The sequence below is a fragment of the Pedobacter rhodius genome, from assembly GCF_027213645.1.
Classification (GTDB): domain Bacteria; phylum Bacteroidota; class Bacteroidia; order Sphingobacteriales; family Sphingobacteriaceae; genus Pedobacter; species Pedobacter rhodius.
In genome coordinates, this window is sequence record NZ_JAPWGL010000001.1 from 585,923 (window position 1) to 598,717 (window position 12,795).

General features: G+C 36.7%; 13 protein-coding genes and 1 tRNA gene. 10 read left to right on the forward strand and 4 right to left on the reverse strand.

Annotated elements, in window-relative coordinates:
* Window positions 1–24 precede the first annotated feature (24 nt).
* The 3 genes from O0931_RS02650 to O0931_RS02660 all read left to right on the forward strand — a co-directional run bounded on the left by O0931_RS02650 (window position 25) and on the right by O0931_RS02660 (window position 2,928).
* A tRNA-Arg gene (locus tag O0931_RS02650) sits at window positions 25–96 on the forward strand.
* A gap of 835 nt (window positions 97–931) precedes the next feature.
* A complete protein-coding gene (gene mgtE / locus O0931_RS02655) occupies window positions 932–2,308 on the forward strand; it encodes a magnesium transporter (RefSeq protein WP_269413999.1) in 1,377 nt (458 codons plus the stop codon).
* A gap of 8 nt (window positions 2,309–2,316) precedes the next feature.
* A complete protein-coding gene (locus O0931_RS02660; RefSeq protein ID WP_269414000.1) occupies window positions 2,317–2,928 on the forward strand; it encodes an HAD hydrolase-like protein in 612 nt (203 codons plus the stop codon).
* A gap of 142 nt (window positions 2,929–3,070) precedes the next feature.
* Here the strand turns inward: O0931_RS02660 and ychF are convergent, their stop codons facing one another.
* Window positions 3,071–4,171 carry a redox-regulated ATPase YchF gene (ychF, locus tag O0931_RS02665; protein WP_269414001.1) on the reverse strand — a complete coding sequence of 367 codons (1,101 nt, stop codon included), beginning with the start codon at window positions 4,169–4,171 and terminating at the stop codon, window positions 3,071–3,073.
* Window positions 4,172–4,373: 202 nt separating this feature from the next.
* Here ychF and O0931_RS02670 point away from each other — a divergent pair, with 202 nt between their 5' ends.
* Window positions 4,374–4,832 carry a DUF5362 family protein gene (locus O0931_RS02670; protein WP_269414002.1) on the forward strand — a complete coding sequence of 153 codons (459 nt, stop codon included), beginning with the start codon at window positions 4,374–4,376 and terminating at the stop codon, window positions 4,830–4,832.
* Here O0931_RS02670 and O0931_RS02675 read toward each other — a convergent pair whose 3' ends face one another.
* From O0931_RS02675 to O0931_RS02685, 3 genes are all read right to left on the reverse strand, one after another.
* A complete protein-coding gene (locus tag O0931_RS02675) occupies window positions 4,833–5,747 on the reverse strand; it encodes a serine hydrolase (protein WP_269414003.1) in 915 nt (304 codons plus the stop codon). It lies immediately after the preceding gene.
* 79 nt (window positions 5,748–5,826) lie between these two features.
* Window positions 5,827–6,150, reverse strand: a complete 324-nt coding sequence (locus tag O0931_RS02680; RefSeq protein ID WP_269414004.1) for a DUF3276 family protein — start codon at window positions 6,148–6,150, stop codon at window positions 5,827–5,829.
* A gap of 78 nt (window positions 6,151–6,228) precedes the next feature.
* Window positions 6,229–8,019: an ABC transporter ATP-binding protein gene (locus O0931_RS02685; protein ID WP_269414005.1), complete on the reverse strand. Its 1,791-nt coding sequence runs from the start codon at window positions 8,017–8,019 to the stop codon at window positions 6,229–6,231.
* Window positions 8,020–8,127: 108 nt separating this feature from the next.
* On the opposite strand from O0931_RS02685, the gene O0931_RS02690 reads away from it, so the two are divergent.
* From O0931_RS02690 to coaE, 6 genes are all read left to right on the forward strand, one after another.
* Window positions 8,128–9,216: a Glu/Leu/Phe/Val family dehydrogenase gene (locus O0931_RS02690; RefSeq protein WP_269414006.1), complete on the forward strand. Its 1,089-nt coding sequence runs from the start codon at window positions 8,128–8,130 to the stop codon at window positions 9,214–9,216.
* Window positions 9,217–9,259: 43 nt separating this feature from the next.
* The gene (gene nusB, locus O0931_RS02695) at window positions 9,260–10,210 is read left to right on the forward strand and encodes a transcription antitermination factor NusB (protein WP_269414007.1); all 951 of its coding nucleotides are present in this window, start codon (window positions 9,260–9,262) and stop codon (window positions 10,208–10,210) included.
* A 1-nt stretch (window position 10,211) separates the two neighbouring features.
* Window positions 10,212–10,658 carry a DUF1573 domain-containing protein gene (locus O0931_RS02700; RefSeq protein WP_269414008.1) on the forward strand — a complete coding sequence of 149 codons (447 nt, stop codon included), beginning with the start codon at window positions 10,212–10,214 and terminating at the stop codon, window positions 10,656–10,658.
* Between the two features lie 89 nt (window positions 10,659–10,747).
* Window positions 10,748–11,065 carry a preprotein translocase subunit YajC gene (yajC, locus tag O0931_RS02705; RefSeq protein WP_269414009.1) on the forward strand — a complete coding sequence of 106 codons (318 nt, stop codon included), beginning with the start codon at window positions 10,748–10,750 and terminating at the stop codon, window positions 11,063–11,065.
* Window positions 11,066–11,248: 183 nt separating this feature from the next.
* A complete protein-coding gene (locus O0931_RS02710) occupies window positions 11,249–12,106 on the forward strand; it encodes a YbbR-like domain-containing protein (RefSeq protein ID WP_269414010.1) in 858 nt (285 codons plus the stop codon).
* Window positions 12,106–12,720 carry a dephospho-CoA kinase gene (gene coaE, locus O0931_RS02715; RefSeq protein ID WP_269414011.1) on the forward strand — a complete coding sequence of 205 codons (615 nt, stop codon included), beginning with the start codon at window positions 12,106–12,108 and terminating at the stop codon, window positions 12,718–12,720. Before O0931_RS02710 ends, coaE begins: the two co-directional genes overlap by 1 nt.
* Window positions 12,721–12,795: the final 75 nt, after the last annotated feature.

A 12,795-nucleotide genomic window follows, 5' to 3' on the forward strand; every position in this document is an offset into this window, starting at 1 on the left:
ATTTTCTATATTTGCAACCTTATTGCTCCCGTAGTTCAATGGATAGAATTATGGTTTCCGGTACCATCGATATGAGTTCGAATCTCGTCGGGAGCACCTTACGAGACAAATCAGTTTTTCACTATTTGTCTCGTTTTTTTTTATGTATATCAGTATTAATCAAATATGCATAAAGGATAAAAATAAGTCTAAAAAGCTCCTTTCCCGAAATCAAGAATTTTATCCAGTCATATGGCTTATCCAGTTTAGTAGAATTCTAAAATACGTGGCGTCTTATAATCCAAGTCATTAACATGGCTGTATAAACCAATATATTTGTTCGTTTTCTATAAATTAATAAATAAATGACGCAATTTCCAACAGTTTATACATTGTTGTTTTAAAAATTCCTTGGTTTTAATAAGCTTAAATATCATTTTAATTACCGGATTAAGTTTTAACCAAACCAAAAACATATCCGGTTTTTGCTTATCCAGAAATCAGCTAAATCTGCGGGAGAAACAACGATGCATTTAATAAATAATGCAACAAGATTCCCCGCATACATGAGAATAACGACTTATGGAAACCATACCATCTGCGGAAAATCAGCGAAATCTGCGGGAGAAATACGGACACATTTAATGAAGTAGTGCATTAAGATTCCCCGCATGCCTGAGAATAACGACTTATGGCGACCATACCATCTGCGGAAAATCAGCGAAATCTGCGGGAGAAATACGGACACATTTAATGAAGTAGTGCATTAAGATTCCCCGCATACATGAGAATAACGACTTATGGACACCATGCCATCTGCGGAAAATCAGCGGAAAAAATTATTTATACATATTCCTTTATAAAAGATCAAAATTGGCTTTTTAGAAAATAAAAACGCACCTTTGCGAACCGTTTATAAAGATTTAGGCATGTAATAAAAAATTAGTTATTTATGGAAGAATTGGTTGTAGAAGAGATTCAGGAACTGCTTGAAAAAGAGAATGATAAAGCTTTAAAGCGTTATCTTGATGAGCTGAATATCTCTGATGTTGAACAACTGATTGATGAACTTCCGCAATATGCAGCTAAATTTATCGAAACAATTTCCCTAAACCGGGCGGTAAATGTCTTCCGGATTCTGGATTTTCCTACACAAGAACGGATTATTAAAAAACTTTCAGGCAATAAGTTAAATCAGATTATAAAAGATTTGCCACCTGACGATCGTACAGCACTTTTCAGTGAATTAAAGGGCGATGTGGTTAAAAAGATGATAACGCTTTTACCGCCCGAAGAACGGAAGGAATCACTGGCACTTTTAGGCTACAAAGAAGATAGTATCGGTCGTTTGATGACGCCGGATTATATTGCTGTAAAGCCTGAATGGTCTATTTCTAGAGTGCTTTCGCACATCAGGCGTTATGGTAAAAATTCTGAAACCATTGATGTTGTCTATGTAATTGATAAAGACGGTGTTTTGCTTGATGACATCAGAATCCGTGAAGTTTTGTTAGCAGATCCTGAGGCAATAATTGGCGAACTTACAGATAAACGTTTTATTGCCTTAAAAGCGAACGACCCTCAGGAAGATGCCATCAATATCTTCAGGATGAATAACCGTGTAGCGTTGCCTGTTGTTGATGAAAATAATATCCTTTTGGGTATCGTAACGGTTGATGATATTCTTTGGATCGCCAACGAAGAATATACCGAAGATATGCACAAGATTGGTGGTACCGAGGCACTTGATGAACCTTATTTAGATACATCGATTTTTAACCTTGTAAAAAAACGTGTAGGCTGGCTGGCCATTTTAATGATTGGAGAAATGCTTACGGCAACTGCGATGGGTTTTTTTGAAGGTCAAATTCATAAAGCTACTGTACTTGCATTATTTATTCCGCTGATTATTTCCTGTGGAGGAAATAGCGGTTCACAAGCATCAACATTAATTATACAGGCAATGGCTTTAGGTGAGGTAACCATAAAAGATTGGTGGTTAGTGATGCGCCGAGAAATAACTTCGGGCTTTTTGTTAGGGATTTGTTTAGGATTAATAGGTTTTCTCAGAATTTTGGTTTGGCATGTAGCTGCACCGAATGTTTATGGTCCGCACTGGATTTTAATTGCAGCAACAATTAGTGTTTCACTTGTATTTGTTGTTTTGTGGGGCTCCTTAAGTGGCTCAATGCTTCCTGTTTTGCTTAAAAAATTAGGTGCCGACCCCGCAACTTCTTCTGCACCTTTTGTAGCTACACTTGTTGATGTTACCGGTTTAATAATTTATTTCAGCTTTGCCGTTTTATTTTTAAAAGGCGTTTTACTTTAATTTTATTTATGCAAAAGATTACCACATTATTTACCGATATCGGTGGCGTATTATTGACCAATGGCTGGGACAGGCAGGCAAGGGGAGAAGCTTCGGTATTATTTAATCTTGATTCGGTTGATTTGGAAGAGCGTCATCACCTTACCTTCGATACCTATGAAGTTGGTAAGTTAACACTTGACGAGTACCTGGAAAGAATTGTTTTTTTTAAGGACCGTTCTTTTTCGTACGATGATTTCAAAGAATTTATGTTTAGTAAATCTTTGCCTTATAAGGATATGATCACCTTAATCTGCGATTTGAAGAAGAAATATAACCTTAAAGTCGCTGTAATTAGCAATGAAGGGAGAGAGTTAAATCAATATCGGATTAATACGTTTAAGCTTAATGAATTTGTAGACTTTTTCGTATCGTCGAGCTTTGTTCACTTTCGTAAGCCTGATGCAGACATTTTTAAGGTTGCCATCGATATTTCTCAAAGTGATGTCGCCACGAGTTTGTATATCGATGACAGAATGCTTTTTGTACAGGTTGCTGAAGGTTTAGGTTTACAGGGCATTCATCATACAAGTTACGAAGATACTAAAATGCAGTTGGCGGGTTTTGGATTGGAAATATAGGTTTCCATAAGTCGTTATTCCCGCGCAGGCGGGAATCTATTTCGTTATTTCAAGTTTCCGTGGCAAAACAAAATAAAAGCCGCCCTTTTGAGGCAGCTCATATCTTTTATACTTTTTAAAGCCCCTTCAGGGGTTTGGGCTGTTACACATTAAACCTGAAGTGCATAATATCGCCATCTTCTACGACATACGTTTTTCCTTCAACACCTAATTTGCCGGCATCTTTACAAGCATTTTCAGAACCTAAGGTTACAAAGTCGTTGTATTTAATAACTTCCGCACGGATAAAACCTTTTTCGAAATCTGTATGGATTACGCCGGCCGCCTGCGGTGCGGTAAAACCTTTGGTAATGGTCCAGGCCCTAACTTCCTGTACACCAGCAGTAAAATAAGTATAAAGATTTAATAATTTATAAGCAGCACGAATTAGTTTATTTACGCCGGATTCTGTCAAGCCTAAATCAGCTAAAAATTCCTGGCGCTCTTCATAACTATCTAATTCGGCAATTTCCGATTCAATTTTAGCAGAGATAACCAGCACTTCAGCATTTTCATCAGCAACATTTGCTTTAACCAAATCAACATATTTGTTTCCTGTAATTACAGATGCTTCATCAACATTACAAACATACATAACCGGTTTTTGGGTAAGCAGACCTAAATCTTCAATAAAATCGAAATCTTCTTGTGATAATGGTGCCGTACGGATAGATTTTCCACTTTCCAGATGAGATTTTACAACGGTTAAAATTTCATAAGTTCGTTTAGCATCTTTATCGCCACCTGTTTTAGCCATTTTCTCAACTTTCTGAATACGTTTATCAACCGTATCCAAATCCTTTAACTGTAGTTCAGTGTCGATAATTTCTCTATCACGAATCGGATCAACAGAACCATCAACGTGTATCACATTTCCATCGTCAAAGCAACGTAAAACATGGATAATGGCATTTGTAGCACGAATATTTCCTAAAAACTGGTTGCCTAAGCCTTCACCTTTAGATGCACCTTTCACCAAACCGGCAATATCAACAATTTCAATTGTATTCGGCTGTACTTTATTTGGTTTAACCAACTCGGCAAGCTTGGTTAATCTATCATCCGGTACGGTAATTACGCCAACATTGGGCTCAATTGTACAGAAAGGGAAGTTTGCTGCCTGCGCCTTCGCATTTGATAGACAGTTAAAAAGAGTCGATTTACCTACATTTGGTAAACCTACTATACCACATTGTAATGCCATTTATATATTAGTATTTGTTAATTCGTTTTCCGTCATCCATCGTCCATCGTCCATCGTCCATCGTCCATCGTCCATCGTCCATCGTCCATCGTCCATCAATCTTTGAGGCCGCAAAGATAAACTTTAAAATCTTTATTTAAAGACCGGAATTTGTAGCAGCTAGATATTTTATCTAAGTTTATCCAAAATTCAGCGAATGGACATGGAAAATTTAGAACAGGAACCTCAGGAGATAAAGTTAATCGTTACGGAGGAAATGAGAAGTTATATTTATGAGATTTCTAAATGGGCAAGGTTTTTATCCATTATCGGATTTATATTATCGGCTTTTTTAATTATCGGTTCTTTCGGAATAGGTGCTGCATTAACTTCAAACCCTGCTATGCTTGCGCAGCTCGGACCGTTGGCAGGTGCCGGAGCGATGGGGATTACACTGGTTTATCTGGTATTGGCCCTGCTGTATTTTTATCCGAGTTTATTGCTTTTCAGGTTTTCTAACAAAGGCAAACAAGGTATTTTATATGGTGATCAGGAAAGTTTAAACGATGCGATGCTGAATATGAAATCGTTGTTTAAATTCTGGGGTATATTTACGATCGTAATCATGATTTGCTACTTCCTTTTTGTGTTGCTTTTCGCAGCAAGCATGGCAGGGGCATAATTATTTGAAATATTTTTGCATGCCTTCGGGCTGTTGCCAGCCGAAATTTGGTTCATAATAATTCCATAAAAGATTACTGAGTTTTCGGATAATAGTCCAGCCTTCATTATCATAATTCCATGAAGTATCTTTCTGGTTTTTAGTTGTAATGCAGAAAACAAAGTCGCCATGGGGTGCATTTACGAGTAAAACTTCTGAACGTGCAGCATCAACCGCACCTGATTTTGAGGCAACCTGAACCGTTGGCGGAATTTGTGAAAGCGCTTCGCTATCCCAGTAAATGCGAATCAGGTTTCTGTAAATTCGTTCCGAAGCAGCCGGATTTATCATTTTGCCATCCCTGATTAACGTTAAAAGCGTTGCCATTTCTCTGGGCGTGGTTTGTCCCCAACCGTATTTTTTTTGATTATCCTTTCGTCCGGGTGTTCGCGAATTTACCCTGGTATTTTGTAAACCATGGTTAGCCATTACTTCATTTATCGCTGTTCCGGTTCCGGCCAGCAATTGCGCCCACAAACTCGCTGTGTTGTCGCTCGTGGTTATCATCAGCATTAAAACCTTGCTCAAAGCAATCTTTTCGCCATCCTTAAACGAACCTAAAATATCTTCTCCTGCGTACAATAAACTATCACAATACATTAATTCAGTATGATAATCTAACGTACCTTTTTCTATTTTATTAAATATGCCACAGGTTATGGGTACCTTTATCATGCTGGCAGTTGGAAAAATGGTATCGGCATTTATCGAGGCAGTTTTACCCGTTTTCAGATTTTTTACATATACACCAATATCGCCGTTAAAGCCTTTAACCAATTCATCTAATTTCGATTGCAGTTTTTTATCAACTTTTTCTTGCGCATACGATGAAAGAAATGTGAAAATGATAAGCAGTATAGGTATGATTTTTTTCATGGTAAAGGAAATTTGCAGCAATTTAAGCATAAAAAAAGTCCCGGTGAAAACCGAGACTTCGTATTGAAATTATATTTACTTAAAAAGAAAAATCGTCGTTTGCTTTGGTGTTGTGCTCAGCGTTTTCAACGTATTCATAGCGTTTTTCAACAACATCCTGGTGTGTTTTAATGTATTCGACAGTTTCCGTAAGGCCTTCTGCAAATTTCTCGAAATCTTCTTTGTATAAAAAGATTTTATGTTTTACAAATACACCGTCTTCTAATCTTTTCTTGCTCTCGGTAACTGTTAAGTAATAATCACCTGAACGAGTAGCCTTCACGTCGAAAAAATAAGTTCTCTTACCTGCTCTTACTTTCTTTGAAAAAACTTCTTCTCTCTCTTTATTGTCGAATTCTCCCATGGTTGGTATTGATGTTGGTTTTTGGTTTCGGTAAATATAAAGCAAATATTTAAAGTTCAAAATAGAATTTAACAGAATTTAACTTGTCCGGCTTTCTTCTTCTAAAAGTTGGTTGTTATAAAGTTCAGTATAACTGCCATTTAAACTAAGTAATTCATTATGTGTACCTTGTTCAATGATTTCTCCATCATCCAGCACTAAAATTTTATCAGCGTTTTTGATTGTCGAAATTCTATGCGCAATCAGAATACTCGTCTTGCCATTCATAATTTTACCAAGGTTTTGCAGAATTTCTTCTTCAGTTTTGGTATCTACAGCCGAGAGGCAATCATCAAATATTAAAATTTTAGGCGATTTAATTAAGGCTCTGGCAATAGATACCCGTTGTTTTTGTCCGCCTGAAAGTGTAATTCCGCGTTCACCAAGCATGGTTTCAAATTTTTCTTCAAAATTTATAATGTTATGGTAAACAGACGCATTTTTTGCAGCATCATAAACTTCTTCGTCCGTTACGGCATCTAAACCAAAGGCAATATTATTCTTAATCGTATCAGAAAAAAGAAAAACTTCCTGTGGTACAAAACCTATCTGACCGCGATAGTTTTTAAGGTTCAGCGATTTAATATTGTCACCATCGATGTGAATTGAGCCGTTCTCCACATCATACATCCGCATAATCAGGTTGGCCAGGGTCGATTTTCCGGAACCTGTTTTTCCGATAATGGCTACAAATTCGCCATGTTTGATTTCGAAATTTATCTTTTTTAGTGCCTGTATGCCCGTATCCGCGTAGGTAAAACTCACATCATTAAAACTAATGGCACCTTTTAATACTTTTTCTTCTTTATTGGCCGATTGAATATCGGAAGGTATATCCAGAAATTCGTTAATCCTTTTTTGTGATGCAGCAGCCCGCTGGATTAACGATGTAACCCAACCCAGCATGGTCACCGGAAAAGTTAACTGGTTAATGTAAATGATAAATTCTGCAATATTTCCTGCGGTAATGCTTCCGTTCATCACCTGAATACCACCAATATAAATTGTTAAAATGGTGCTTAATCCAATTAACAGCAGCATAGTCGGATAAAATAAAGCAGAAACTTTCACCAGGCTCATCGAATCTTTTTTGTATTCATTGCTTTGGATTTCGAACATGTTTCTGGTATAATCTTCCCTGACATACGATTTTATTATCCGGATACCCGAAAAACGTTCCTGAACGAAGGTTGATAAGTTGGAGAGTCTTTCCTGAATTTTTCCGCTTTTCTTGAAAATTAACGTATTTACATAATATATAATGACCACCAACACAGGAAGAGGTAAAAGGCAATAAATAGCAAGCTTTGAATTTACGTCAAACATCGACCAGATAATTAATACCGATAAAACGAAAGTATTTATGGTATACATAATTGCAGGACCAACATACATCCTTACGCGGTTTACATCTTCAGTTGCCCGGTTCATTAAATCGCCGGTATTGTTTCTACGATAGAAACCCAAACTTAATTTCTGATAATGCTGATAAATATCGTTTTTCATGTCAAATTCGATATGCCTCGACATCAGGATGATGGTTTGCCGCATGAAAAATAAGAACAAGCCTCTTAATATATAAAGTACAATAACCAAAAGGCCGAAATAAAGCAGGCTGTTGCTAAAAATATCATAAACAATTTGTTTGCGGCTAAACCCGTCGAAAAGGCTGTAAACCTGTATGTTTTCGGTAATTAAATCAAAAGCATAGCCAATAACCTGGGCTGGAACAACACCGAAAATATTTGAGATGATAACAAAAATACTCCCAGGAATGATCCACCATTTATATTTAAGGAAGTATTTATTTAAGCGACTCAGGTGTTTCATACGACACAAACTTAGCCAATGCGAAACAAATTTTGTTATAGTTTAGTTAAAATCGTGTAATAATGGTTTTTTATTTTAATTTTGCAGCAGCTTAGCCGAACGTTCATTATGCCAGCAAATTCTTCGTCAGATTCATCTATTTTAGAGCAACTAAGTGCTTATGGGCATAAAAAGTTGATTTTTTGTAATGATCCCGACTCTGGTTTAAAGGCAATCATTGCCATTCATGATACTACGCTGGGTCCGGCCCTGGGCGGAACGCGTATGTGGAGTTACTCAACAGAAAGTGAAGCCCTGGAGGATGCCTTGCGTTTATCCAGAGGGATGACTTACAAATCTGCAATTACCGGTTTAAACCTGGGTGGCGGAAAAGGTGTAATCATAGGCGATTCCAGAAAGGATAAAACAGAATCTTTAATGCGAAGCTACGGCAGGTTTATCAAAAACCTGAATGGCGAATTTATCACCGCAGAAGAAATGGGAACGAATACCCGTGACATGGAATATATCCGCATGGAAACCAGTTACGTTACAGGCGTTCCTGAATCGATTGGCGGTGCCGGAAACCCGGCACCATTTACTGCTCAGGGTGTTTACTTAGGTATTAAAGCCAGTGTTAAAGAAGTTTTCGGTACAGATATGCTTGCCGGCAGAACAGTTGTTGTTCAGGGAATCGGCAACGTTGGCGAACACCTTGTCGCTTTGCTTAGAAAAGAAAATGCAGAGGTTTTAATCAGCGATATCAATCAGGAGCAATTAACTTATGTTGCCCGTAAATATAAAGCAAAGCCGATTGATGCGGATAAAATTTTCGGAGTAGATGCTGATGTATATGCGCCATGCGCCATGGGATCTACCGTAAACAGTAAAACCATCGAGCGTATGAAATTCGCAATTATTGCGGGTTCGGCAAATAATCAGTTGAAAGACGAGGTTCTGGATAGCGAGTTACTGCTGAAAAAAGGAATTCTCTTTGCACCGGATTACTTAATCAATGCAGGCGGATTAATTTCCTGTTACTCGGAATTAACTGGCTTCGGGAAAAAACGGACCGTTCAGCTTACAGAACATATTTACGAAGCAACCAGAAATGTTATCAAGTTAAGTAAGGCAGAAAAAATACCAACAAATATTGCTGCTAACCGCATTGCAGAAAAACGTATAGCAGATATCAAAAAAATTAAATCAACATATTAAATATTTATTAATCGGTTCATAAACCAAACTCGTTCTTACATTCATGTTAAACAGAAGGCACTTAAGAATTAAAGCTTTGCAAAACATTTTTGCATGGCACATGGCAGATAAAAAAGACATTAAAGGTGATCTTAAAACTTTAATGCAAAGCATTGATAGTGTGTACGAAATGTACATCTGGATGCTTTCTCTAATGGTAGAAGTTACGGAGTTTACAGCCAACGATGCTGCGGAACGGGCAAACAAACACTTAAAAACTGCAGAAGACATTAACCCGAACATGAAGTTACTGCATAATAAATTCAGTGTTTTAATGCAGCAAAATCCGGAATATGTTTCAGCAATTAAAAAATATAAGGTAGACTGGGGTTTTGATCCCGAAATCCGTAAAACAGTTTATAACGCTTTAAAAGCATCAAAAGAGTATGCTGAATATCTTGCCGATCCGAATGAAAGTTTAGAATCATCAAAAGATATTATCAAATACATTTTCAGAAAAATCATTTTGAAAAACCAGGGCATTATTCAGGTTTTTGAAGAGAAATTTATCAACTGGCAAGTTGATCATGAAGTTATGAAAGGTATGGTTGCTAAAACCCTCAAAAACTTCACTTCTGATGATCCATTCAAAAATAAACTGACTGAGATTAGTGCCGATTGGATTGAAGACAGCAAATTTGTTCAGGATTTATTTGTACATACTTTGCAAAATGATGCTAAATATCAGGACATGATCGCTGAAAGGACAAAAAACTGGGAATCGGAACGTATTGCTTTAATGGATACGATTTTAATGAAAATGGCGATTTGTGAGTTATTGAATTTTCCTTCCATTCCGGTAAAAGTTACCATTAACGAGTACCTGGAGTTATCAAAAGATTACAGTACACCGAAAAGTAATTCGTTTATAAACGGTATTTTAGACAAAATTTTAGGCGACTTAAAGAAAACCAATACGATTAAAAAAATTGGTCGCGGATTAATTGAAGAATAAAATGAAAAAGGTACTCTTATTTGCTATCGCTGCGGTAGCTTTTGCAGCATGCCGTAATGCAAACAATAGCGCTACAGAAACATCTAATGTTTCAGTTGGAGCCAATACATCGAAAGTTATTCCTGCTGATGCACCTGTAATTACTTTTGAACGCGATATTTTCGATTTCAAAAAAATTAAACAGGGCGAAAAAGTACAGCACGAATTCAAATTTAAAAATACCGGGAAAAGCCCTTTAATTATTTCAAGTGCCAGCGCTACTTGCGGCTGTACCGTTCCTGAACCACCAAAAGAGCCGATTTTACCCGGTAAAGAAGGCGTAATTAAAGTTGTTTTTAATAGTACTGGTAAAATGGGTATGCAGGATAAAGTGGTTACCGTAATTTCAAATGCGAATCCGAATGCAACTACTGTTCATTTGGTAGGTGAAGTACTTGAAAAAAAATAATTTGGTTTATGTACAATGGCTGATGGTTAATGAACCATGGCCATTAACGAATAAACATTAACTATTCACAAAAAACAAATAAATAAGAAATGATATCAACAGTAATTTTACAAGCAGCAGGTGGTGGTATGTTAGGAACAATCGTACCAATGGTATTAATCATGGTCGTTTTTTACTTCTTCATGATTCGCCCGCAGGTTAAAAAAGCAAAAGACCATAAAAAATTAGTTGCCGAACTTGGCGTTGGGGATAAAATTGTGACAACGGCAGGTATTCACGGTAAAATTGTTGGCGCTAACGACACCACTTTTTTAATAGAAACTGAAGGTGGCGGTAAAATCAGATTTGATAAATCTGCAATTTCATTAGATGCGACAAAGGCCTCTACTACACCGCCGAAAGCATAATTTGCTTTAATAAAGGATTAAAGAGCAGTCCCGAATGTTTTCGGGACTGTTTTTGTTTTACTACATTTGATTAAATGACATTTTAATTTATTTATGCCCTTTATTAAGTTAACAAAAATTGAAAGAAGACGTGTATTCAGTCTATTAGCTTGCTTATTGCTGGCGATAGCTTCATGGTTCTTTATGGCATTAAATAATAAATATGTGTATACGGCTAAAACCGTTTTAATTTATAAAAATTTTCCGCAACGACGGGCTTTTCATCCTTTACAATCAGATACAGTTGATTTACAGGTAGAAGGAACAGGATGGCAATTGCTTTTTGCCAGGTTAAGAATTAATCCGCAATTTATCTCAGTAAGTTTAAATCAGTTGAACACGAAAGAATTTGTTGTATTTTCTGATCAGTTAGCTAATGTAAACAGGCAACTCGAAAGTTCGCAAAAAGTTATTTCTGTAAAACCAGATACACTTTATTTCGATTTTACTAAACGAACAGTTAAAAAGGTTCCGGTCAGGTTGATTCAAAAAATAGATTTTGTTAAGCAATATGGTGTGGCCAGTGAAATAAGGCTGAATCCAAAATTCGTTACGGTTACCGGGCCGATAGAAGAACTCGATAAAATAGCAGCCTGGCCTACTGATACTTTGAAACTGAATAAAGTTCAAAGTGGCACCACAGTCAGGGTTAATATGCAGCACAGCACGCATAAAAATGTTAACATACTTCCATCAACAGTTGAGGTTAAAGTACCGGTGGATGAGTTTACGGAAAAAACACTGGAAATTCCGCTAAAAATAATAAATAACAGAAATTACAGCAGCATTAAGTTATATCCAAAAAAGGTGAAGGTTACTTTTTTGGTGGCTTTAAGTTATTTTCAGCAGGTTGATGAAAATTTTATAACAGCAACAGTTGATGTTGATGAATGGTCTGTTCTGCATCATAATAAATTCACCGTAAAGCTTACTGAGTTTCCGGATTATTGTAAACTGGTGCGCATAAATCCGTCTAAAGTAGATTTTGTTGTCGAGAAATAATGTATAAAGTTGGCATAACCGGTGGAATTGGCAGTGGAAAAACCACTGTTTGCAAAGTTTTCGAAGTTTTGGGCATTCCTGTTTTTTACGCGGATACAGAAGCAAAAAGTATCATGATTAAAGATACATTGTTGATTGAGGGCATCAAATCAACCTTTGGAAAGGCAAGCTATTTTGAAGACGGAAAACTGAATAATAAGCACCTGGCAGCCCTGGTTTTTAATAATGAAACGGAATTAGCCAAACTTAATGCTCTGGTTCATCCTGCTGTTTTCAGGGCTTATGCTAGCTGGGAAGAACAGGTTAACGCTAAAGTTCCATACACTTTAAAAGAAGCCGCCTTGCTCTTTGAAAGTGATTCTTATAAAATGTGCGATACATCCATTTTAGTGACTGCGCCTTTAAATATTAAGATAAACCGGGTGATGCAACGTGATAACGTAACCGTCGAACAAGTAAAAGCAAGAATGAATAAACAATTAAGTGATGAACAGAAAACTAAAATGGCAAATCATTTTATTATAAACGATGAAGCACATTCCATAATTGAACAGGTTTTAACTTTGCATCGGCTTTTTTTAGCAGCTGCTGCTGATGCACCGATTTCTAAATGATCTTCAATTATTAGCCTATTTAAGTTTATCTAACCAGTTAAAATCCTGCCTTAACCTTATATCATACAAATCTTT

Bases quoted from the DNA above. Each gene is read 5' to 3' on its own strand.
- mgtE (WP_269413999.1), top strand. From the start codon at position 932: ATGGAAGAATTGGTTGTAGAAGAGATTCAGGAACTGCTTGAAAAAGAG.
- O0931_RS02660 (WP_269414000.1), top strand. From the start codon at position 2,317: ATGCAAAAGATTACCACATTATTTACCGATATCGGTGGCGTATTATTG.
- ychF (WP_269414001.1), bottom strand. From the start codon at position 4,171: ATGGCATTACAATGTGGTATAGTAGGTTTACCAAATGTAGGTAAATCG.
- O0931_RS02670 (WP_269414002.1), top strand. From the start codon at position 4,374: ATGGAAAATTTAGAACAGGAACCTCAGGAGATAAAGTTAATCGTTACG.
- O0931_RS02675 (WP_269414003.1), bottom strand. From the start codon at position 5,747: ATGAAAAAAATCATACCTATACTGCTTATCATTTTCACATTTCTTTCA.
- O0931_RS02680 (WP_269414004.1), bottom strand. From the start codon at position 6,150: ATGGGAGAATTCGACAATAAAGAGAGAGAAGAAGTTTTTTCAAAGAAA.
- O0931_RS02685 (WP_269414005.1), bottom strand. From the start codon at position 8,019: ATGAAACACCTGAGTCGCTTAAATAAATACTTCCTTAAATATAAATGG.
- O0931_RS02690 (WP_269414006.1), top strand. From the start codon at position 8,128: ATGCCAGCAAATTCTTCGTCAGATTCATCTATTTTAGAGCAACTAAGT.
- nusB (WP_269414007.1), top strand. From the start codon at position 9,260: ATGTTAAACAGAAGGCACTTAAGAATTAAAGCTTTGCAAAACATTTTT.
- O0931_RS02700 (WP_269414008.1), top strand. From the start codon at position 10,212: ATGAAAAAGGTACTCTTATTTGCTATCGCTGCGGTAGCTTTTGCAGCA.
- yajC (WP_269414009.1), top strand. From the start codon at position 10,748: ATGATATCAACAGTAATTTTACAAGCAGCAGGTGGTGGTATGTTAGGA.
- O0931_RS02710 (WP_269414010.1), top strand. From the start codon at position 11,249: ATGGCATTAAATAATAAATATGTGTATACGGCTAAAACCGTTTTAATT.
- coaE (WP_269414011.1), top strand. From the start codon at position 12,106: ATGTATAAAGTTGGCATAACCGGTGGAATTGGCAGTGGAAAAACCACT.